The sequence below is a fragment of the Algoriphagus terrigena DSM 22685 genome (assembly GCF_000429445.1).
GTDB classification, from domain to species: domain Bacteria; phylum Bacteroidota; class Bacteroidia; order Cytophagales; family Cyclobacteriaceae; genus Algoriphagus; species Algoriphagus terrigena.
This window is the reverse complement of sequence record NZ_AUBW01000037.1, coordinates 1-21,810: the sequence shown is the minus strand read 5'-3', so window position 1 is coordinate 21,810 and position 21,810 is coordinate 1. Positions and strand designations below refer to the sequence as shown.

Annotated in this window: 25 protein-coding genes; 22 read left to right on the top strand and 3 right to left on the bottom strand. The window is 44.8% G+C overall.

Going from position 1 to position 21,810, the window contains the following annotated elements; translation table 11 throughout:
• Window positions 1-52: 52 nt before the first annotated feature.
• Window positions 53-475, top strand: a complete 423-nt coding sequence (locus G459_RS0123015) for a rhodanese-like domain-containing protein (protein ID WP_035456776.1) — start codon at window positions 53-55, stop codon at window positions 473-475.
• Between the two features lie 241 nt (window positions 476-716).
• Here G459_RS0123015 and G459_RS0123010 read toward each other — a convergent pair whose 3' ends face one another.
• Complete coding sequence (locus G459_RS0123010) at window positions 717-1,814, bottom strand: Gfo/Idh/MocA family protein (RefSeq protein WP_035456773.1); 1,098 nt, start codon at window positions 1,812-1,814, stop codon at window positions 717-719.
• A gap of 146 nt (window positions 1,815-1,960) precedes the next feature.
• Between G459_RS0123010 and G459_RS0123005 the strand changes: the two genes are divergently transcribed.
• From G459_RS0123005 to G459_RS0122985, 5 genes are all read left to right on the top strand, one after another.
• Complete coding sequence (locus G459_RS0123005; protein WP_051315387.1) at window positions 1,961-2,413, top strand: GlcG/HbpS family heme-binding protein; 453 nt, start codon at window positions 1,961-1,963, stop codon at window positions 2,411-2,413.
• Window positions 2,414-2,424: 11 nt separating this feature from the next.
• A complete protein-coding gene (locus tag G459_RS0123000) occupies window positions 2,425-2,880 on the top strand; it encodes a hypothetical protein (RefSeq protein WP_026969711.1) in 456 nt (151 codons plus the stop codon).
• Window positions 2,877-3,932 carry a carboxypeptidase-like regulatory domain-containing protein gene (locus G459_RS0122995; protein WP_026969710.1) on the top strand — a complete coding sequence of 352 codons (1,056 nt, stop codon included), beginning with the start codon at window positions 2,877-2,879 and terminating at the stop codon, window positions 3,930-3,932. Before G459_RS0123000 ends, G459_RS0122995 begins: the two co-directional genes overlap by 4 nt.
• Before the next feature lie 92 nt (window positions 3,933-4,024).
• A complete protein-coding gene (locus G459_RS0122990; RefSeq protein WP_026969709.1) occupies window positions 4,025-4,396 on the top strand; it encodes a VOC family protein in 372 nt (123 codons plus the stop codon).
• Between the two features lie 132 nt (window positions 4,397-4,528).
• On the top strand, window positions 4,529-5,497 hold the full coding sequence (locus G459_RS0122985) for an NAD(P)-dependent alcohol dehydrogenase (protein ID WP_026969708.1): 969 nt from the start codon (window positions 4,529-4,531) through the stop codon (window positions 5,495-5,497).
• Between the two features lie 7 nt (window positions 5,498-5,504).
• On the opposite strand, the gene G459_RS28365 is transcribed toward G459_RS0122985, so the two are convergent.
• Window positions 5,505-5,999, bottom strand: a complete 495-nt coding sequence (locus G459_RS28365; protein ID WP_051315384.1) for a threonine/serine exporter family protein — start codon at window positions 5,997-5,999, stop codon at window positions 5,505-5,507.
• Window positions 5,999-6,781: a threonine/serine exporter family protein gene (locus tag G459_RS0122975; RefSeq protein ID WP_026969707.1), complete on the bottom strand. Its 783-nt coding sequence runs from the start codon at window positions 6,779-6,781 to the stop codon at window positions 5,999-6,001. The genes G459_RS28365 and G459_RS0122975 overlap by 1 nt, the downstream gene beginning before the upstream one ends.
• Before the next feature lie 460 nt (window positions 6,782-7,241).
• Between G459_RS0122975 and G459_RS0122965 the strand changes: the two genes are divergently transcribed.
• From G459_RS0122965 to G459_RS29230, 16 genes are all read left to right on the top strand, one after another.
• Window positions 7,242-8,492 (top strand): metallophosphoesterase, encoded by a 1,251-nt coding sequence (locus tag G459_RS0122965; protein WP_026969705.1) that lies wholly within the window; start codon window positions 7,242-7,244, stop codon window positions 8,490-8,492.
• 117 nt (window positions 8,493-8,609) lie between these two features.
• Window positions 8,610-9,824: an ATP-binding protein gene (locus G459_RS0122960; RefSeq protein ID WP_026969704.1), complete on the top strand. Its 1,215-nt coding sequence runs from the start codon at window positions 8,610-8,612 to the stop codon at window positions 9,822-9,824.
• Window positions 9,825-10,000: 176 nt separating this feature from the next.
• Entirely contained in the window at window positions 10,001-10,294 is a 294-nt protein-coding gene (locus G459_RS30015) for a hypothetical protein (RefSeq protein ID WP_157373429.1), read from the top strand.
• Between the two features lie 249 nt (window positions 10,295-10,543).
• Complete coding sequence (locus tag G459_RS0122950; protein ID WP_026969702.1) at window positions 10,544-10,921, top strand: nuclear transport factor 2 family protein; 378 nt, start codon at window positions 10,544-10,546, stop codon at window positions 10,919-10,921.
• A gap of 198 nt (window positions 10,922-11,119) precedes the next feature.
• On the top strand, window positions 11,120-11,557 hold the full coding sequence (locus tag G459_RS0122945) for a response regulator (RefSeq protein ID WP_026969701.1): 438 nt from the start codon (window positions 11,120-11,122) through the stop codon (window positions 11,555-11,557).
• Between the two features lie 256 nt (window positions 11,558-11,813).
• On the top strand, window positions 11,814-13,523 hold the full coding sequence (locus G459_RS0122935; RefSeq protein WP_026969700.1) for an amidohydrolase: 1,710 nt from the start codon (window positions 11,814-11,816) through the stop codon (window positions 13,521-13,523).
• A 200-nt stretch (window positions 13,524-13,723) separates the two neighbouring features.
• A complete protein-coding gene (locus G459_RS0122930) occupies window positions 13,724-14,908 on the top strand; it encodes an erythromycin esterase family protein (protein ID WP_026969699.1) in 1,185 nt (394 codons plus the stop codon).
• A 257-nt stretch (window positions 14,909-15,165) separates the two neighbouring features.
• Window positions 15,166-15,492 (top strand): hypothetical protein, encoded by a 327-nt coding sequence (locus tag G459_RS0122925; RefSeq protein WP_157373428.1) that lies wholly within the window; start codon window positions 15,166-15,168, stop codon window positions 15,490-15,492.
• A 47-nt stretch (window positions 15,493-15,539) separates the two neighbouring features.
• A complete protein-coding gene (locus G459_RS0122920; protein WP_035456767.1) occupies window positions 15,540-15,722 on the top strand; it encodes a hypothetical protein in 183 nt (60 codons plus the stop codon).
• A 9-nt stretch (window positions 15,723-15,731) separates the two neighbouring features.
• The gene (locus G459_RS0122915; protein WP_245588236.1) at window positions 15,732-16,193 is read left to right on the top strand and encodes a GNAT family N-acetyltransferase; all 462 of its coding nucleotides are present in this window, start codon (window positions 15,732-15,734) and stop codon (window positions 16,191-16,193) included.
• Window positions 16,194-16,445: 252 nt separating this feature from the next.
• Entirely contained in the window at window positions 16,446-16,850 is a 405-nt protein-coding gene (locus G459_RS29235) for a hypothetical protein (protein WP_157373427.1), read from the top strand.
• A 36-nt stretch (window positions 16,851-16,886) separates the two neighbouring features.
• A complete protein-coding gene (locus G459_RS0122905; protein WP_026969695.1) occupies window positions 16,887-17,576 on the top strand; it encodes a helix-turn-helix transcriptional regulator in 690 nt (229 codons plus the stop codon).
• Window positions 17,577-17,662: 86 nt separating this feature from the next.
• A complete protein-coding gene (locus G459_RS0122900) occupies window positions 17,663-18,613 on the top strand; it encodes an alpha/beta fold hydrolase (RefSeq protein WP_035456781.1) in 951 nt (316 codons plus the stop codon).
• Between the two features lie 226 nt (window positions 18,614-18,839).
• Window positions 18,840-19,715, top strand: coding sequence for a hypothetical protein (locus G459_RS0122890; RefSeq protein ID WP_157373426.1), 876 nt, complete (start codon window positions 18,840-18,842; stop codon window positions 19,713-19,715).
• Window positions 19,716-19,872: 157 nt separating this feature from the next.
• Window positions 19,873-20,790: a DUF2726 domain-containing protein gene (locus tag G459_RS0122885; RefSeq protein WP_026969692.1), complete on the top strand. Its 918-nt coding sequence runs from the start codon at window positions 19,873-19,875 to the stop codon at window positions 20,788-20,790.
• 105 nt (window positions 20,791-20,895) lie between these two features.
• Window positions 20,896-21,810: FRG domain-containing protein (locus G459_RS29230; RefSeq protein WP_051315382.1), on the top strand; the 915-nt coding region annotated here is incomplete at its 3' end.

Sequence of the window (21,810 nt, the reverse complement as noted above, 5' to 3'; positions counted from 1 at the left end):
GCTTATCGGGCCCTAGCTGGAAAACTGCCGGCTTTGTCCTACATTCAGAAGTATGAAAACCCTCCTGCTCTACTCCTTGCTGATTTGTTGTGTTTTGAGCGCATGCTCGACTGAGAAAGCTCCTGAATCAGTTGTCATCGAATCCCCGACCCCAGCGGCAGTGATAGATCTGGCTCCGGCTGATTTTGCCGGTAAAAGTGCCCAGGGAATCCTGATCGATGTAAGAACTGCCGCTGAGATCGCACAGGGAAAGATTGATGGTTCACTTGCAATGGATTACCGCCAGGGGGATTTTGAAGCTCAGATCGCCGAACTCCCAAAGGATCGTGAAATCTACCTCTACTGTGCCGTGGGTGGCAGAAGCTCGAAAGCCGGGGATTTGTTGATCGCCCAGGGCTTCACCAAAGTCTATAACCTGCAGGGCGGCTTGACTGCCTGGACAGAAGCAGGTCTTCCGATCACTATGCCGGAATAAAAAAGATCCTTCGAGGTTCTAAAAAAACCTCAAAGGATCTCAAGTCGGTTTCAAGGACTTTGCGGGCCAAACTTTGCTCGGTTTTCTTGCAAAATCCCCCGCCCCCTTTGCAAATGGTTGCTTTTCAAGATCGGATCCTCAAATGAAGAGGGAGTCTCCCCAGCTTGATTCTTGGCTCTTGATTCTTGTCTCTTGTATCTAAATTCTTGATACTTGATACTAGCTACTTTCTACTTGCTACTCAAACAACCACTCTTTTCCCGCTTTCGGCCGATTTCAAGATCGCTTCGACGACACGGATATCCCTCAGGCCTTCTTCACCCGGAACCATCACCGGCTTACCGCCCATGATGTTCGCTGCATCTTGGTCCATCTGATAGACTTGCTCCATGGGTTGCTGGAAAGGAAAATTGATCTCTCCCAGCGGACTCTTGCCTTTATTACCTGCATAAGCGGAAAACGGCTCCATTTCGATCGTACCTTTTTCACAGACTATGTTGAGAAAGTTCACATTTTCGCCAAATGAGGTCTTGATCTTACCGGTCACTCCACCCGGAAACTCCAGCTCAGCTTCTACGATTTCCCCCAGTCCATCCTTGTAGATCTCAGGACGCTCGGTCCAGACTTTGGCAGATTTGACAGCGACCGGCTCCATATTCGAACCCAATCTAGCGCCCTGAATCGCGTATACACCCATGTCATAGATCACGCCACCGCCCATCTCTTTCTTTTGCTTCCAGTGGTCGGTTCGTCCTTCCCGATATCCGGCGGCGCAGTCAAGCGACACTACTTTCCCCAACTTCTCGGCTTTGACGATCTCTTGGTAGGCCTTCGTGTTCGGCTCATGCTGGCATCGGTAGCCAATGGAGAGGCCGACGCCATTTTTCTTGCAGGCATCGATCATCGCTTGGCAATCTTCGGCGGTCACCGCCATGGGCTTTTCACACCAAACCTGCTTTTTGGCAGCGGCAGCCCGCTCCACATACTCCCGGTGCATGGAGGGAGGAAGCACCACATAGATCACATCGATGTCCGGATTGTCTTTGATGGAGTCAAAATTCTCGTAGTTGTAGATGTTTTTGTCGGGGATGTTGAACTTGGCTTTCCAGGTCTCGGCTTTAGCCGGCGTCCCGGTGACGATCCCCGCCAGGTAGCAGTTTTTGGTCAGCTGCAGCGCCGGTGCCAACAGATCCGTGCTGTAATAACCCAGGCCAACGAGGGCGATTCCAAGTTTTTCTTTCTTGACAGGGTTGCCGCTGGCCAGGATAGTGAAGGGTGAAATCATCCCCAATCCAGTGGCAAGTCCAAGGGTTTTGAGAGAGTCGCGTCGTGTAGTCATAGTTTTGATAGGTTAATGGGCGTTTGTTGATAGGTTTTTGAGAATTAATGGTTTCACTGAAATTTCTGAAAATCAAGATAGTCTATTCCGATCCGCTATCAAAAAAGAGTACCTTGAGAATACGTTTTCAATTAATCTATCCCAAAATGAAAAAATTACTATTCCTCATCCTCCTGGCGATCCCGGTATTTTCTTTTGCCCAAACCAAACCCTACCTCACTCTGGCCGATGCCGAACGCATCACCGCTGCAGCCGAAGTCAAAGCCAAAGCTGAAGGCTGGAACGTCGTGATCGCTATCCTGGACGACGGGGGCAACCTGATTTCCCTCAAGCGCATGGACGGCGTGCAGGTCGGCTCGCTCGACGTCGCCCAAGCCAAAGCCAAGACGGCGGTCTATTTCAAGCGGCCCACCAAAGCTTTCGAAGACATGATGAAGGCCGAGGGCGGAGCCAGAATCGCCACACTTCCCAATGCCACAGCTATCGAGGGCGGACTTCCGATCTTCAAGGATGGCATCATCGTGGGAGCCATCGGCGTGTCGGGAGTCACTTCGGCGCAGGACGGGATCATCGCAGACGCGGGAGTAAAAGGCTACTAATGTAAGATTCGATGCAAAAGAGACCTTTAGCGCTGGTTTTTGGCTCCGTTCTCCTCGTAGGCACGCTCGATATCTTGGCCGCCTGCATCCAGTATTATTTGAAGACCGGAAGTGGCCCGGCTCTGGTTTTCAAGTTTATTGCCAGCGGTGTATTTGGGGCCGAAGCCTTTTCCGCCGGAGACAGCATGATTGTCTATGGACTGCTGTTTCATTACTCGATTGCCGTCAGTTTCACCATATTCTTTTTTCTGATCACCACCCTGTTTCCTGCTTTGCTGAAAGCAAAAGTGGTAACCGGAATTGGCTATGGAATCGCGGTTTGGATAGTCATGAACCTGATTGTGGTTCCGATCTCAAACACTCCGAAAGGAGAGTTTGACTGGATCAATGCCGGCATCGGCATGCTGATTCTCATCGTTTGTATCGGCCTGCCGCTTTCTTTTATAGCTGCGAAAGCCAGAAGATGAAGGATCGCAGGTTGCGCTTGGGCAAAGGCCGTAGCATCATCCATCGCTTTTTTCGAAAGAGTGTATGTGCCTCATTTTTTCTGTCTGTCGTTCTGAGCTTGTGTTCCGGACTTCTGTTTGGGCAAAAGCAGATCAGAGGATCCGTGGTAGACGCGAAAAGCAACGCGGGCATTTCCTACGCAAACATCGGGATCATCAACTCCCGGGTAGGCACCATCTCAGACGAAGACGGGACATTCAGCATTGCAATTCCCGAAGAGCATCTGAAGGATTCGCTCACATTTTCTGCCTTGGGCTACGATCTCAAATCCGTCTCTATACAAATCTTGGGAGAAGACAAGCCGTTTATTCTTGCTTTGGCGCCAAGAGAAATTCTCCTCCGGGAAATCACCGTCGCCGCGAAAAAAGAGAAGGTCAAAGTATGGGAACTCGGAAACAGATATGAGAAAGGCGGACTGAATATGAGTTCGGCCGTCGAGGCGACAGCGGGGGCTTCGGTGGCTCTCCTGATCGAAAACAAATATCCCAGTTACCGTGAGGATTTGGCGTATCCCTTCTTTTTGCAAAGCGCAAAACTCAAGATCAATGACAATACAACTGGTCCGTTCAAGATCCGCGTCCGCCTCTATGACGTGGATTCCCTTAGTGGTGCGCCTGGAAACGAATTCTTAGACCGAAGTATCATTCTGGAATCAGACATCAAAAAAGGCTGGTTGGACTTTGACCTTTCCCAGTACAACATCCAGGTGGACGGCCCCTTCTTTCTCGCCTTTGAATGGATCTTGGAGGAAGATGAGCGAGAGGCATTGAAACAGGTCTATCGGCAGTTTGAAGAGCAGTATCCTGAGCGGGTGGTCATGGATTCCACACTCGTCGACGGGAAGATCATTCCGGCTCTCCACTACATCCAATTTCTCCCCGGAAATGCCTTCGGAGTCTCTCTTTTGCCTTTTTCGCTCGAGCACTACACCTGCTATTCCCGATACAACAGCCTTGGACAATGGAACCGGGCAGCGTATATCCTTACTGCCAGAGTGAGTGTGAGAAACTGACCCTGACTTCCGTTTCAAAATCGCTCTTCCGAGCTTCCAAATTTGTGCCCCTATTTCCCTAGCTTTAAGTAAACCTTATCCTCCCCAACACCATGAAACTCGGCGCTTTTTCCATCAGTCTCTCGGTCAAAAATCTACAGGTCTCCAAAGAATTTTATGAGCATCTCGGCTTTTCGGTTTTCGCGGGAAGCGACGAGATGAACTACCTGATCATGAAAAATGAAGACAGTCTGATCGGGCTTTTTCATGAGATGTTTGAGAAAAACATCCTGACCTTCAATCCGGGTTGGGATCAAAACGCCAAAAACCTCGATTCCTTTGACGATGTGCGCAGTATCCAGGCTCATTTGAAATCCAAGGGCATTCCTCTTGCCCAGGAAGCTGCCGACGGCAGCAGCGGACCGGCAAGCATCCTGTTTTTTGATCCGGACGGCAACACCATCCTGATCGATCAGCACCGTTAGACCATTCCTCTTTTCACGTACGGTTGTCTTTCCATTTTCAAATAACAACCGCTTTGCCGGCGGACTTGGACTTGTTTTTTGAGGGTGTGATTTTAAAAAAGAAACGCATTTAAAAAAACGATCCCCCCTCTCATGAAAGCTGCAGTTCGATACGCCTACGGGCCTCCAGAATCCATTCAAGTAGCAGAGATACCTACTCCCGAACCCAAACCGGATGAAGTAAGAGTCCGGGTCATGGCGACGAACGTCAATCGCACTGACATCGGCGTATTGACAGGGAAGCCCTATCTGATGCGGGCATTTGCCGGGTTTCCAAACCCGAAAGTCCCAGTCACGGGGACGGATTTTGCAGGAGTCGTGGATAAGGTCGGGGAAGGGGTGACCGGCTTTAGCGTAGGTGAGCGGGTCTGGGGATTTGCTGACAACGGCTGCGGAACGCACGGGGAGTTTGTCTGCTTTTCCACCCAAAAAGCCATCTTGCCGATTCCGGAAGGCGTCGATTTCGCCACGATAGTAGCCTGCGCCGAGGCCGCCCACTATGCAATCAATTTCCTGAACAAAGTGACCCTGAAACCCGGCGACCAGGTATTAGTCAATGGGGGCACTGGAGCCATCGGCTCGGCCGCTATCCAGTTGCTGAAATCCCGCGACATCCAAGTCACGGCTGTATGTCATGAGATCCACGTGGAAAAAGTGAGGGCCTTGGGAGCCGACCGGGTGATCGCACTGGAAAAAGAAGATTTTACCCAGGAAAAAATCGAATATGACTTTGTCTTCGATGCGGTGGGAAAAAGCCGGTTTTCACTTTGCAAACCCATCTTGAAGCCGGGTGGAATTTACATCTCTTCCGAGCTCGGTCCCAACTGGGAAAACCTGACGCTGGCGCTGACCACCCCGTTTTTCGGAGACAGAAAGGTGATCTTCCCGATTCCGAGTAACCTGCTCGGAAGTATGAAAACGATCCAGGATCTACTCCTTCAGGGAAAATTCAAACCCTTGATCGACCGAACTTACACCTTGGATCAAACCAGGGAAGCTTTTATCTACGTGGCCTCCGGGCAAAAAATCGGCAACGTGATTCTGGATCTATCGGAAAGATAGCCCGCCGTCATCCCCTTCGGGCCGATTTGGCTTTGCCGGTATATTCGAGCCTGAAGATGACCAGAGGAATGGTCACTCCGAGCGTGATAGCCAGCAGGATAAACAGCGTCATAGTTCCGTTGTAAATCGTCTGGTTGACAATCTGACTGTAATCTTCGTCGGGTGTCCGGCTGAGCTCCATCAACCCCAGCATGGCCTTGTAGGCAAAAACGCCTGGTACCAGCGGGATTACTGAAGGAATCGTGATCATCATGGGGATAAACCGTCTCCAATTACCCAAGATAACTCCGGTAAAGCCGATAGTTAAACTTGCCAAGAATGTGGAAAAGACGATGCTGGCACCTACTTCCGGAAGCAACAGTCCAAATTTGACTAAGCCGCCTAAAAACCCAACCAACAAGATCATCCAAAGGCTTTTTTTGGGTGCGTTGAATAGGATTCCAAACCCGAGTGCTGCCAAGCTGCACCAAAAACCCTTGAAAAAAACATCCCAAATCTCCATCAGAACTGGACGTTAAAAAGGTACAAAACAGAAGCCAAGCCCGCCGCAATTCCAAAGGCATGGATCAGGGCATTTACCCCCCGGTCGATGCCGTTAAGGATAAACCCGTCGAGCAAATCTACAAATGCGATAATCAGCGGCACTCCAGGCACCAAATACAAAACACTCGTGGCAAACGCCTGTCCAGGCTGATCCACCACCCCTATTTTCCAACAAAACACAATCGTCAAAGCCGACACCAAGGTGCTCAGATAGGTAATGACATAAGTATTCATTTCCTGTTTTCCCAGTTGCTGCTTGAGAAAGAGTCCACAAAAAGTAGCTAAAAAGGTTATCCCCATCTCCCTGATTCCTCCTCCGAACGTGTAGCAAAATGCCGATCCCGCCAGACTCACTGCCAACAATACCATCCATCTGGGGAAGTGAGCTCTGCTTTGAATCTGGAGCAACTCATCCCTTACCTCCAGCAGGGGCTTTTGATTATTTTCCAGTTCCAAACTCAGACTGCTGATTTCGGAGACAGCCCGGAAATTCACTCCCGGCAAAGAAGGCTTGCTGCGCCCTCCCGAAAAAACATTTGCCCCTTCCCTTTCCCGAATGCTCACCGAAAGGTGCCTGGTACTTAGATCCGCATAGATCCGGTATCCATAGGCAGCAGACACTCTGTTCAGGATCAAACTGACTCTCCTCGTCGGCGCGCCTGAATGGAGCAAGGTCATCCCTATGTTAAGCAGCAGCTTGCCAAGCAAGACGGGATCGTATTGGCTCCTTTCTGATTCCATGCTATCTGATTTCAAGCTAAGATAATTAGTTGCAACTCGATATCCGGCTGTCTGCCACGAAATCCATGTAGGAAAAGTACCAGCCTTGGGAGGCGACCGTGTGACCCCGCTGGAAAAAGAAGAGCCTCCGACCAGAAAACCGTAACCTTGATCCTCAATTTATCGGAAAAATAGTCCCGCCTTCCTCCATCGATAAACTGACAGGCTGGTAGCCACCTTACATTAGCCCCGAAACTATCAACCAAAACTAGCACCTGTCTTAGCTCCTGCTGCATACTGTGCACTGCAACTGCCTACTCTTTTCTCTGCCTACTGCAAACTGCCTCACTGCCTACTGCGACCGCGACTGCCACTGCATACTCTTTGCTGATTTCCCAACCTGCGCACGCAGTCCCCGTTCAGGTATTCTAGCCCGAAATACCCATTCGCCCTTTGAGTCTCCTCCTTTCTTAAGCCTCCAGTGATTCCAATTCTCTTTCGCATCCTGATCTTCCTGATCTTCTTAGGTTTGATTGACTGGTATTCCTACCAAGCTTTCAAGACGCTGTTCCCCACCCAAACCTGGGTTAAGGCCAGTTTCTGGATATTTTCCATCGCCATTTACCTCTTTACCATCTTTGTCTTCCTGACATTCGACCGGGGGAATATTGGATTAAATTTCGGTAGGCTCATGTCCCTTTTAGTCCTTTCCATCCTTCCCAAGCTGATTATCCTGGCCTTCCTTTTTGGGGAAGACGTCTTCCGCTTTTTTGCCGGGATCTTTCAATCCCTGGGTGAAAACCGGCAGGGCGATTTCTTACCCGACCGGAGAAAGTTCATAAGCCAGACGGCCTTGCTCCTCTCCACCATCCCTTTTCTCGGAATCCTGCACGGCGTATTGATCGGCAAGTACCGCTATCGGGTAGTTAGCCACACGCTGGAATTCGACGACCTGCCAGAGGAGTTTGACGGCTTTACCATCACCCAGATCTCCGATATCCACTCCGGAAGCTTTGACAACAAGAAGAAGCTGGAATATGGCATAGACCTGATCAACCAGCAAGAGTCCGATGTCATCCTCTTCACCGGAGACCTGGTCAATAACCAATCCCGAGAGATGGAGCCCTGGATAGAGACATTCAAAAAGCTGAAGGCTCCCATGGGCAAATACTCCATCCTAGGCAACCATGACTATGGCGACTATATCGCTTGGCCGAGCCAGGAAGCCAAGGCGGCAAACATGCAGCGCTTGTTCCAGATCCAGGAAGAACTCGGATTTAAGCTGCTGCGCAACGAAAGCGTCCAACTCCAAAAGCCCGCCCTGAGCGGAGTCGAAGGGGCCGTAGCCAGCATCGACCTGATTGGCGTGGAGAACTGGGGGAAAGGTTTTGCGCAACATGGCGATTTGCCAAAAGCAGCCGCGAACCTAAGCGATCAGAGCTTTAAGATCCTGATGAGCCACGACCCCTCCCACTTTGACGAGGAGGTTAAGTCCTTCTCCCAATTCATCCATCTGACACTCAGCGGCCATACCCACGGGATGCAGTTTGGGATCGAAATCCCCGGATGGATCAAATGGAGCCCCGTCTCCCTCCGCTACCCGAAGTGGGCCGGGCTGTACGAGGAGCTCGGCCGCTACCTGCATGTGAACCGTGGCTTTGGATTTCTGGCCTTCCCCGGCCGGGTAGGCATCTGGCCGGAGATCACGGTGCTGAAGTTGAAGAGGAAGTAGCGCAGGCTAGGATTTGTTCAAACCGTCAAAAAGTCTAAAAAGCTTGTATTCATAATACACGATATCTTGTATTGTCAATACAAGCTTTTATATTTGTATTGATTGATAGGTACTTATATGATACAAATAGGCCTTCTAGCCCAGATAATAGAGGAGCAAGACCAGAACTTTCTCAAAAAACAGCTAATATCCAGAGAAGAAAGTATCCCTATTCAATCCAATCAAATATTGGTGGTGAGTGGGGTGAGACGTTGTGGGAAAAGTATTCTTATACGCAAAAGCCTTCCTTCGTCTGAACCAGGCCTTTATCTGAACTTTGAAGATCCAAGATTAGTGGATTTTGAAGCAGTTGACTTCCCGAAACTTGAACTGCTGAGAGATCAACTGGGTAAAACCTCCATACTCTTGGATGAAGTCCAAAGTGTGGTCGGATGGGAGATCTTTGCCCGTTCACTCCATGAAAAAGGCAAAAAATTATATATCACGGGTTCAAATGCCAGCATGCTTAGCCGTGAACTGGGCACTCGCCTGACGGGACGATATAAGCAAATCGAATTGTTTCCATTCAGCTATACCGAGTTTTTACTGTTCAAAAACTTTTCTCCCGGGGAGGAAAGTTTCGAAACCTACTTCCTAACGGGGGGATTTCCTGAGTTTTTGCAAAATCAGGACCAAGACTACCTAAGGACACTTTTCCGGGACATCCTGACGCGCGATGTGGCTGTGCGAAGAAATATCAGCAATGAGACTTCACTCATTCGGCTGGGGGTATTTCTTTGTTCCAATGTTGGCAAACCGTTCAGCTATTCCCGAATAGGAAGCTTGCTTGAGATCAAATCGGTACGCACGGTGATCGACTACTGTGACTATCTGGAAGAAAGCTACCTGTTTGACTTAATACCGATGTATTCCCCTTCGATCCGAAAGCAACTGGCCAATCCAAAAAAGTCATTCTGCGTGGATCCTGCTTTGGCCTCAGCTAATTCACTTTCCTTCAGCAAGGATTTGGGCAGAAAGCTTGAAAACTATGTTTATCTCCATCTCCGCAGATCTTTTAAGGAAATCCAGTATTTCCAAAATAAGGATTCGGAATGCGATTTTGTGGTCAAGTGGAATGAGGAAATCATCGGGGCCGTACAAGTATGCTGGGAGCTGAACTCTGATAATCTCCAACGGGAAATCAAGGGACTGAAGGCCGCGATGGAAGATACTCAGGCATCCAAAGGATTTTTGCTGACTTGGAATCAGGAGGATTTGCTGGATGGACTAACCGTTATGCCTGTTTGGAAATGGATGATGCAGCCGGCGAAGGATTTCTTTGAAATCGGCTAAGTTCAGTCTTGTCTGTTTCTCATCGCCTCAGTAAAAACGCGGCTATTTCCAACAGCCAGAAACAAAGACGGCACAATCCTCTCTTTGACCATTTCCAACAAAATCTCAAGAGCGGCCTTGACAAGATCGACGAAATCATTAATTTGGTTACAACACCGCCCGTAAGGGATAAAAAAATGGAATTAAAAGACTTTATATCTGAAACAATCAAACAGGTGACAGACGGAATCCTAGAAGGAAGCTCCTACATTAAAGAAAGAAGTAACTCTTCAGAAGGTGTAAGAGACGACTATACAAAAATTGATTTTGATATTGCAATCACATCTAACGAAGAAAATAAAAATGACTTGGGCGGAAAAGTTTCCGTTGTGCAAGTTTTTAGTGCAGGCGCATCAACTTCAAAGTCTGCTTCAACCACAAGTCAGAATAGAATTAAATTTCAAGTTCTGGCACATATAAAAACAAGCTGACTAACTCTTGACAAAAAGAAGAAATTGATAACACTGTATATAATAAACAGGGCGTGGGGTGGGTTGCGAAAGTTCAGTGCTATATAACCTCAAATCGTTGATTTGGCCTTTAATATGAGTAAGATAAAAACAAAACGCAATGTTTTGGCTCATTGTAAATCCAAAAGTGTATCGCTTTCTATTGCCCTAATTGCCATGTACAAAACGTTGGCGGCAAACCTCTTAGAAACCGCGTAAAAAAATCGCCCTATGAATCCCACAACACCTGACAAGCAAAAAGTCCTGGAAACCGAACAGAAACTGCTCGAAGCGATGAAGAAAAGTGACGTTGAAATCCTCGATCAATTGCTTCATGATGACTTACTTTTTGTGCTTCCCTCCGGCGACGTCATTACCAAGCAGATGGATTTGGAAACCCATAAATCCGGAAACTTAACTCTCCAAGAGATCACTTCCTCAATAGATTCCATCAAACAAATTGATGACACCGTCGTCGTTACGTTGTCTTCAAAGATTACGGGAAAAATGCTGGAGCAGAACTTTGAAGGCAATTTCCGTTATATCCGGGTTTGGAAGATGTTTGACGGCGGATTAAAAGTCATCGCCGGAAGCGGTGTGGGAATTTGAGGCTGGCCGCTACGTCCAGAACGCGATAGCCGGTTTAGTTTTTTAGGCGGAAATTGCCAAGTTGAAACCCCGCAAATCTTCGAAACTAATTCTCAAGAAACAGCCTCTGGTGCCAAGCAATCGGTACATTTTGTGTGATCTTTAAAAAAAACACATCGCATCTGAAAATGTGTACCTTTCCGGTCTAAAATCCGCACAATGAACAAAACTGGCCCAATCGTCATTATTGAGGATGATATCGATGACCAAGATATCCTGGCTGAAATCTTTGGAGAACTTAACTACAAAAACAAACTCATCTTCTTTAGCGACAGTGTAAAGGCTTTGGAATATTTGACTGACACAGAGATAGAACCTTTTCTCGTCCTTTCGGATATAAATATGCCCAAGTTAAATGGGATGGAGCTGAGAGAAAAAGTTCACAATAATGAAGATCTAAGATTAAAGTCTATTCCTTATCTATTCTTCTCTACAAGTGCCGAACAAAAACATGTGATCGACGCATATTCAAGGTCTATCCAGGGGTTCTTTGTCAAGCCACACAGCTATGATAAATTAAAAAGTACGATGGTGAAGATTGTAGAATATTGGCAAGAATGCGAGTCGCCAAACTATATTAAAAATGCTCAGCAATAGGCTGGCACCGCCAACTTGTAAGATGTAAAGTTAAACGAACACCCACCCGGCTTTCATCTGACCAGAAAATCCAAGCATAAGCATCGATCTAAAAAATCACCGCATTTCCAGCCTTTCCAGAATTGTTTTGGAAGGGCTTTTTTTGGCTGGAGCATAGCTCTCCGACGTCTCCAACAGGCAAAGGTCCGAGCGGTGTAAGCTCCACTAAAAGTCGGTCATTTGAAAGTTGAATTGAAATTATCACCTTTAAGCGGATATGAAAGCAACGCTCAAAATCTCCATTCTGGCAATCTTACTCGGCTCTGTGGGTTGCAATCAATCATCCAAACAAGGTGATTCAGCAACCTACGCGGATGGCATTTACTTCGGCGGCGACATTATCACTATGGAAGGCGACAGTGCTTCTTATGCTGAAGCAATTGCAGTAAAGGATGGGAAAATAATGTTCGTGGGAAGCAAAGTCGAGGCTGAAAAAATGCAAGGGGACAGTACCGAAATGAATGACCTGAAGGGCAAAACACTCTTTCCGGGATTTATTGACGGCCATGCGCATTTTGGAGGATTTCCACTTCAGGCCATTGGCGCCAAGATTTTACCGCCACCCGATGCTGGTGTTTCTGATATCCCTTCATTGCAGAAGACGCTGAAAGAATGGGCCACTCCGGAAAACATTGCGCTTACCGGATGGATTTTTGGAGCTGGATACGACGAATCGGTACTGGACGAGAAAAGGCATCCCACCAGACAGGAACTGGACCAGGTATCTACTGAATATCCGACAATGATCATACATATCTCCGGGCATTTTTGTGTGATGAACTCAAAAGGGCTGCAAATGATGGGCATTACTGCAAAATCCAAAAACCCTGACGGGGGTGTGATCAGAAGAATGCCGGGATCAGATGAACCCAATGGCGTGCTGGAAGAATTAGCTGCGATACCACTCTACGGAAAAGCCCTTACTCCCAAGACTGACGCAGCCGCAATGAAGTTTGCCGTAGCGGGACAGGACATGGCAATCAGCTACGGATATACCACTGCACAGGAAGGAAGAGCCATGGATGAATCGCTCGCCAAGTTAGCGGAGAATAACTTCTTCAAGATAGATGTGGTGTCCTATGTGGACTATAGCCGTCCGGAAATCCTCAAAACCAAATGGTATAGTAAAGACTATACCAACCACTATAGGATCGCTGGACTGAAACTGACCCTGGACGGATCGCCACAAGGCCGAACAGCATGGCGCACCGTTCCCTATTTACTGCCTCCACCCGGGGAAAAGAAAACCTATCTGGGTTATCCCGCTATTGCAAATGACACAGACGTGACAGCGATCTATAAGATGGCCTTCGAAAACAACTGGCAAATAATTACCCACGGAAATGGCGATGCGGCAATAGATCAAATGATCAGGTGTATAAAGCCCGCAATTGCAGAATATGGTAATACCGGCAGGCGAAACACATTGATTCACGGACAGTATATCAGAACAGATCAGTTGGACTCTTTGAAGAAACTGGATATCATCGCATCATTATTTCCACTGCATACTTTCTATTGGGGCGACTGGCACAAACAAATCATCGGAGATTCTCTGGGGAATAAGATAAGTCCGACAAGGACCGCATTAAATAAAGGCTTGCGCATCACCATTCACACCGATGCGCCGGTAGCATTACCCAACTTGATGCGAATGGTATGGACAGCCGTAAACCGCACCTCACGGTCAGGTGACATCATTGGAGATGGGGAGCAACTCAGTCCTTACGAAGCCATGAAATCTATAACTGATTGGTCGGCTTACCAGCATTTTGAAGAAGACAAAAAGGGCACCCTTACAAAAGGGAAACTAGCCGATCTGGTAGTGCTCGACAAAAACCCTCTGAAGGTCGCACAAGATGACATTAAGGATATACTTGTAATGGAAACCATCAAAGAAGGCAAGTCCATCTACAAAAAACAATAAGGTGACCCTGCAGCCAATCGAGTAGCTTGTCTCACCAGATTCCCTGACAACTTACACTTAGGCAGCAGCACCCAGAAAACCTATGGACAACTACGATATAGACGCAATAGAATAGCGGACTGGGTTTATCGGGCTGCACTTCGAAAACCGCCACAGCCCACATTGACAAAATACTATGAGGCATACCAAAAAATCAGAAGATGAATAACGGCATACTGGTTCTAGTCTTACTTCTATTGATCCTTCCGGGTTGTAAGGAACAAGAGAAGAGCAATGTAATCCCACTAAATGAAGAACTGACCAATTTAAATCTGTTAGATCACATTTTTGAAGATAAACGGATCGTGTTTTTAGGTGAACCAAGTCATGGCGATGGGACTATATTTGAAGCAAGGGTGGCTATGATAAAATACTTGCATGAAACACATGGGTTTAACAACATAGTATTTGAAAGTAACTATTACGATGCTGAAAAAGTAAATGACCTCAATTCTAGCGGAAATCTCAGTGCGAGTGATTTTAAGAATGCAACATTCGATATTTGGGGCAATGTCAGGGAATTAGATGATTTGTGGGACTACATAATTCAAGAGAAAGACTTGAAATTTCGCGGTATGGATTTTCAGCCGCACCATTTGATGAAAACTCACTTTGTACAGGATTTAGAAAAGGTTATCGACCTTGATGATCGTGAAAAGAAAATCTTGTCAGAAATTCTACTGCAAATTTGCGGAACAACTATTGAAAAAAGAAAATCAACAGCATCCGACGACGAACTGGAAATTCTAGTAAATATTAGAGAACAACTTTCAAAAGACGGCGCCAATAAAAAACTGATTACTGGTATTAACTCAATTCTCAACTATTTGAAATTGTACAACATTGACAGTTCTGTCAACTTTTGGGCAAAGCAGAATTTTAGAGACAGTATTATGTTCGAGAATTTAAAAATCATAGCGAATGACAATGAAAAAATCATTGTTTGGCTAGCAAGCGCTCATGGCTTGGAAAGCCCTAAACATTTAACTGACACAGAAGACCTTACTGAAATTAACGCCTCTTATAGCGACTACATTCCGGTTGGCATGCTAAGTAAAAAGAAGTTTAGAGATTCGCAGTTAAATATCGCTTTTACAGGATATGAAGGGGCTTTTCGCGACTTTACAGATGGGAAAAACTATGACTTTCAACTGGATACTTATCCTTCGATGGAGAAAACTATCGTCTCAAAATACAACAAACCAACTTACCTATCACTTTCTCAAATCGATTCAGCATTTCACTCAGGAATCTTAGGTTACGAACCTATCTTGGCCGATTGGGCTAAGAATTTTGATGCCATGATAATATTCCCTGTGGTTGAACCGAGTACTTTTAAAAATTAAAAACCACAAGTCACTGACATTTAGGACCGACGACCACTGCCCAATTAATCCTAAAAGATGCCATCAAAACCCGAAGAGCCCGTTTGACACCATCGACGAAATCATTAATTTAGTCGCAACACCACCCAGAAAACCCGTTGACAATCGCGATGTAAACGCAATAGAATAGATCAATGGGGTTTATCGAGTTGCTGGTAAGCATTATGAAATATAAATACTTCATTTTTCCTGCATTTCTTCTTCTACTTTTTTCATGTGTGAAAAGCAAGAAGCAGACGATTGTTGGATGGAAAACTATAGAATATCGTAAAGAGCATTTTGCGATTGTCGATACCCTAGGGAGATTTCCTTATAACACTTCAACGCTTAAGTTTTTGAATGAAATTGACTCCATGCTTAAATCGAATAAGATCAGTCTTTTAAATGATCAACAAGAGTTTCTGATAGGCGGATTTGAGATTTCAATAGGAAGACACTCTTCATTTAATTTATCTGGTAAAGAAATGAAATTTCCAAGATTAGCATCTTCCATAATGATTGGCCTTGGAATCAGATTTATATCTATAGCCCTGACTATGGGATAGTAGCAGAATTCCCTGGCCATTCGCAGAAAAAATTTATGTTAGATTTCATGATCATTGAAAACGACACAGTTTATAAACTTGAAGAGCAATTATTAGAGTATTTTGAAAATGATACAATTTTAAATCCGATACTACCAATACCTATAGAACCTTCTGAGATTATAGAAATCTCTGATAGGGCTCTGGGGCTTACCGAGGTGCTGGTAATCAGGCAAGAAGCCATTTTATAAACTAGTTAAATGATGACAACTCAAAGTTTCAAAATAGAAAAATATACAGATAAAGACAGGGAGCAAATTCTCAAAGTTTGGGAAAAATCTGTACTAGCGACTCACGACTTTCTAAATCCGACTGACTTTGAAGAAATCAAAAAACTCGTAAATACATTTAATTTTAACGATTTTGAAGTCTATTGTCTAAAACAAAATGACGAAGTAGCAGGGTTTATCGGTCTCGCTGAACGAAAAATAGAGATGCTTTTCTTTTCGCCTGAATATATTGGAAAAGGTCTTGGAAGAAAACTGACCGACTTTGCTTTTTCCGAATTAAAAGCCGACAAAGTGGACGTTAACGAACAAAACACAAATGCTGTTAAGTTTTACAGAAAACTCGGATTCAAAACGTACGAACGAACAGACAAAGACGACCAAGGAAAGGAATATCCGTTGTTGAGAATGAAACTTGAAACAAATGAAGGTTAGTGAGAGCACCGCGGACTTGTCAGATTTAAAGACAAACGCCCAAGCCCTCGACTTTCAACCGGCTTGCAAAGCCAAGAAATCGGCATCGAGCGAAAATCGATGAAACCATTAATTTAGCCGCAACACCTCCCTGGAGGCCTATGGACAATCGCGATCTCGATGCTACAGAATTAGTTACTGAGGTATATTGAGGTGTTACCAGCAATTTGGAACGGCAGCACCATCACGACTAAAATCAACAGAAGAAATACTATGAAGCGACTTTTGACCATTTTACTAATAAGCCTTTCGCTTACAAGTTGTTACGAGATAAAGTCAGATGACGCACACCAAACGTTTGAATATTGGGCTGGCACAAAACCACCTGAGGACATTGTTTTAATCGAAGGAAAATATTGGCAATCCGCTCACTGGACTAGAGAGTATATAATGTATTTAAAATTCAAATCAACTGATGCTTGGTGGAACGAGTTTTTAGAGCAAAACTTTATTCCTGAAGACAAAGATGAATGGACGAAACCGGATGATTCCCCAAACTGGTTTAAACCTTCGGACAACTCAATAAGGTATGGAATCAAAGACGACCTTGATCTAGGATCACGCTATTTCAGAGATACACTAACAGGAATTAGTTACATCTATGAAATTCAATTCTAAATACCTCCCGTAGAACCGCAAACCCAAAAATCCTGAATGGAAGGAGACGATGTCAAACGGATTTCCAGACTGACTGCCATATTAACTCAGTTGCAGACCAAAAGAAGGCTGACTGCTGCAAGTCTTGCAGATAAATTTGGTGTCAGCACCCGAACCATCTACCGGGATATCAAAACCCTGGAAAAGGCCGGTGTCCCTATCCTCACTGAAGAAGGCAAGGGGTACAATCTAATGGAGGGCTACAGAATTCCGCCGATCATGTTTACCGAAAAGCAGGCCAATGCCTTGATTCTGGCAGAACAACTCGTATTGAAAAGCAAAGACGGCTCTTTTGTACAGGATTATGCGGAGGCAATTGAAAAAATCAAGTCGATCCTCAGAGATACGGTTCAGGATAAAGCCAATCTATTGGCGGATAGAACTCAATACGACGAGGCGCTTAATCAGGAAAGAAACAGCAGCAATCTGTCTGATCTGCAAGATGCCCTCACCAATTACAAGCTGGTCAAGATCGGGTATACCAACAAGGAGGGAATCACTTCTGACAGAGAGATCGAGCCATTTGCGATCGTCAACGCCGATAACTGGTACTTGATTGCGTGGTGCCGTTTGCGCAGGGAATTCCGATTTTTTCGCCCGGACCGGATACACCGAATGGAGGTTCTGTCAGAACATTTCGAACCTCACCGATTGACCTTGCAGGAGTATTTTGACAAATACCAATAATTCCCGCAGACCCTTGACATAGGGCTGTCTCATGTCAGGCATACGTTTGTCTCAAACTTTTAAAAAACACAAAAATGACAAACGTGATGAACTCAATCCTTGAGGAAACCCGATTTCCAAAGCCCACTTTAATCTCAGTCAACGGCGTAGAACTCGAAGTCTTCGAAGCAGGCCGGAAAAATGCGGGAAAACCAATTGTACTGTGCCATGGCTGGCCGGAGCATGCCTTTTCCTGGCGTCATCAGGTGCCTGCTCTTGTCGAAGCAGGCTACCACGTGATCGTTCCCAACCAGCGGGGTTACGGCAACTCATCTCATCCAAGCGAAGTGACTGCCTATGATATCGAACACTTGGCCGGGGATCTGGTAGCCTTGCTCGATCATTACGGATATCAAGACGCGACCTTTATCGGCCATGACTGGGGCGCGATGGTGACCTGGTGGTTGGCCCTGTTGCACCCAACCCGCGTAAAGCGAATCATTGCCCTGGCCGTGCCCTACCAAGTGCGCGGAGAAAGACCCTGGATCGAGTGGATGGAAGAAGTACTGGGTGACGATTACTACTTTGTCCACTTCAATCGGCAACCGGGAGTAGCAGATGCGATTCTGGATGAAAATGCTGCACAGTTCCTCCGCAATATTTTCCGGAAGAACGTCCCCCAAAGCATCCCCGAACCGGGCATGGCGATGATCAATCTCGCCAGCGCCAAGGCACCACAGGGCGAGCCTGTCATGGGAGAACCCGAACTTGCTGTCTTCGTCTCAGCTTTCGAATCAACAGGGTTTACCGGGAGCATCAACTGGTACCGGAACCTCGACCGCAACTGGCACTTGCTGGCGAATGCAGATCCCATCATCCAACAGCCTACGCTGATGATCTATGGAAATCAGGATGTGATTCCAAAGTTTGAAGGCCTGTCCGCATTTGTGCCCAATGTAGAAGAAGTGAGTCTGGACTGTGGTCATTGGATCCAGCAGGAAAAACCAGAGGAAACCAATGAGGTAATCTTGAAGTGGTTAGACCGGCAAAAGGGATAGAATCATCTTCAGATAGCCAAGCGGATTGGCGTGGCAGGAGAATAATCATCGGCTACCACAGTCTGCTTGGCATATTTTTTTTCACATCGACAAAGGTTGCTTGGTTCAGCTGGAGAGTCGAAGATCATTGTCCAAATTAATTCTAACATTGACAAACAAATGTTAGGGGCCTACTTGACAATATCGACGAAATCATTAATTTAGTCAAACACCGCTCAGAAGGCCTGTGGACTATCGCGATTTAGCAGCAATGGAAATGGCACTGGGGAATATCGAGGTATTGACAGCAAAGCTGCCGACACAGCAAACCATTGACCAACGACAAGTAATGAAATTAAAAATACCAGCTGGACAAGCAACTAAAATCTTACAAGACAGACTCAGAGAAATAAACGGTTCAAACTTTAACCCTAAGGCTTGGAAGGACAAAACAGAAAATGACCTCAGAGAAATATTTCCGCTTGGTTCAATGCAATGGTTACAAATAAGTCAAATACATTTCGAGACATTTGTAACATCTGAAAAATCAAAAGTTTTAGCTGAAGCTAAAGAAACAGCAAGACAATTAATATCTTCTTACATTGACTTCATTCAACAATATTCCAAAATAGACGATCAAAAGCAAATCACCAAGGAAAGAGACTATGAGCAGAAATATATTGAACTTCTAACAGATTGGAATGAATTAGTCCCAGGCTACAATGAACTTATTAAAAAATATGATAACCAATTGACAACCACCGAAGGACTTTTAGAAAGCATAGAAGTGAAAGACCAAGAATTAGAACGAATAAAGACGGAAACAATTCAGCTTGACAACGTTTCATTTAAAAAACTGTGGTCAGCATTATTCAATTTACCGACAGGACAACTTATTAGCATTTTTTCTTTTCTAATAGTCTGTATAATTGGTGCATTCTCACTTGGGAAACTTTACGAACGAACAAGTGCGAACAATGAACTCTTTGATTTAAGAAATTCCGAAAGAGATCTCGAAAGTAGAATTGAACAAATCACTTTTAGCTATGACAGCTTGAAACACTCTACAAAAGCGCAAGTCGACACAGTTAAAACTACGAAAATCAATGACACAATACGCTAACGGACGACATTCGCATGAAAGAAGTCCTACTGCTAATCTAGTATCCGGCCTCGCCAACCGTTAAATTGACAAAATGGGCCTACGCCACAAAAGTCAGTCGCTTCAAATCACCAAACGTTATCAAAGTTCAGCGAATACCAAACTGATGTAAATTTAGATGAAAGAAACAATTTTTGACAGTAAATCAGAAAAAACAATCTTCAAGAGATTAAAAACATATTGGAGTAAATATGTTGATATCTTTCCACAGATTCCTGTAAAAAATATTGTTGGGTATGATGAAATTATAAAATTCTCTAAAAGCAAAAAGGTTGAAGACTTCCTATTGAAGACTTCATTCGACTTTGTTATATGCGAATTAGAAACCGGATTACCAATCCTAGTTGTCGAGTTTGATGGTCTAAGTGGCGGATTTTCACAGGAAGGTCATTTTTACATAAAATCTACATCCGAAATCGACCCTCATCGCATTCTGAAAATGGAAACAAAACTCAGTTTATGCACGGAATTTCAGGTTCCTATGATTGTAATATCATATGACGAGTCAAACTTATTGCCAGAAAGCGGAGACTGGATTTCAGTTCTTGATGTTATTATCGGCGATTCAATAGAGAAGCTATTTCATAGAAAGAACTACCCCAAATATATGCAAATGATTACCGAAGCGTATGAGTACGGCGGACAAGAATCTGCTGAAATAACAAGCATTGAAATTGAGATAATTAATGAAAAATACAACCCTGTTAAAAAGAAAATTAAAGTAATAACAAAGAAATTTCCGATATGGCCAATGCAAATAGTCTTTCCAAAAGAACAAGGGGATTGGCTAACAGGTCAATTCACTTTAAACTGGGGACTCAACACCATAAACGGCTCTTTAAACACGAAAAAACTGATAAATTTCAATTTAAAAATTAGGAAGGTTGGTATTTTTGATAGTGACAGCTTATTCCTATTTAATACCATTGGAGAGTATTGTTTGGCAAGGAAAACTGAGCGTGAGATAGGGATTGATAAAGGAAAATGGCAAGAATTAATTGATAAAACTGAATGGTCAACTTTGCATGGCAGCTAGGCGGGCTGACGCGTAAACTTGGCCTTTTGTGCTCGGAAGTCCGCCCGAAAGCAGAACACCGACAGGTTAGTGCTGGATCAATAATTTAACAAATTAACGTTCACAATGAAAAAACAAAAGATTTCTTCGTTTCAAGATTTCATGAACCATATTGAACTAATAGAAATGCTTGGATACGAAATTAATTTATTTCGAGGACAATCAAGTAACAACACACTATTACCTTCAATTGCTAGAAACTCTCCAAATATTGACACAACAGCAACTGAAGTCAAAATGCTCGATGAGCTTAAGAGAAGATCAGGTATTTTAATTAATAAAAAACTTGAAAATGATTGGGAATGGCTTGTATTTGCTCAACATTTCGGATTAAAAACCCGCTTATTAGATTGGACAAGCAACCCACTAATTGCATTGTGGTTTGCTTGCCAAGATGAATACAAAATGAAAGAAAATTCATACCTATACATACTTTCAACAGATGAAACAATGTTAGTAGATTTATCAAAAAATGAATCACCATTTAAAAATCCAACTACAAAAATTCTAAGACCAAATTTAAATAATGAGCGTATAATTGCTCAATCAGGTTGGTTTACCGCTCACAAATATTCAAATATTGCAAAAAGATTTGTAACGCTTGAAACAAATATAGCTACTACGAATCTTCTTACTGAAATAGAAATTCCTGCAAAATTAGGTTCTACCACGAATTTAATGGAAATGGTATCTTTAGGCAAAAAGATGTTCACAGAGAATTTTTTCACAAAGCTGCTTGATCTGGAAGACGGTTGGATAGTTGAATCTGTAGATTCGGATTTAACAAAGGAGGAGATCTACATACAGGTTGTTTGTGTGTTGGATCAATTGGAAGACGCTGGATCCGGAGAGTTCTGCAAGGTTTATGATTATGCGCCGGAGCGTTCTTGGAGGCATTTGGACACGATGCAATATAGGACTTACATCAAGTGTCGGCTCCCTCGAATCAAAGCCTCCGACGGAAAAGTAAAGACTGTTCAG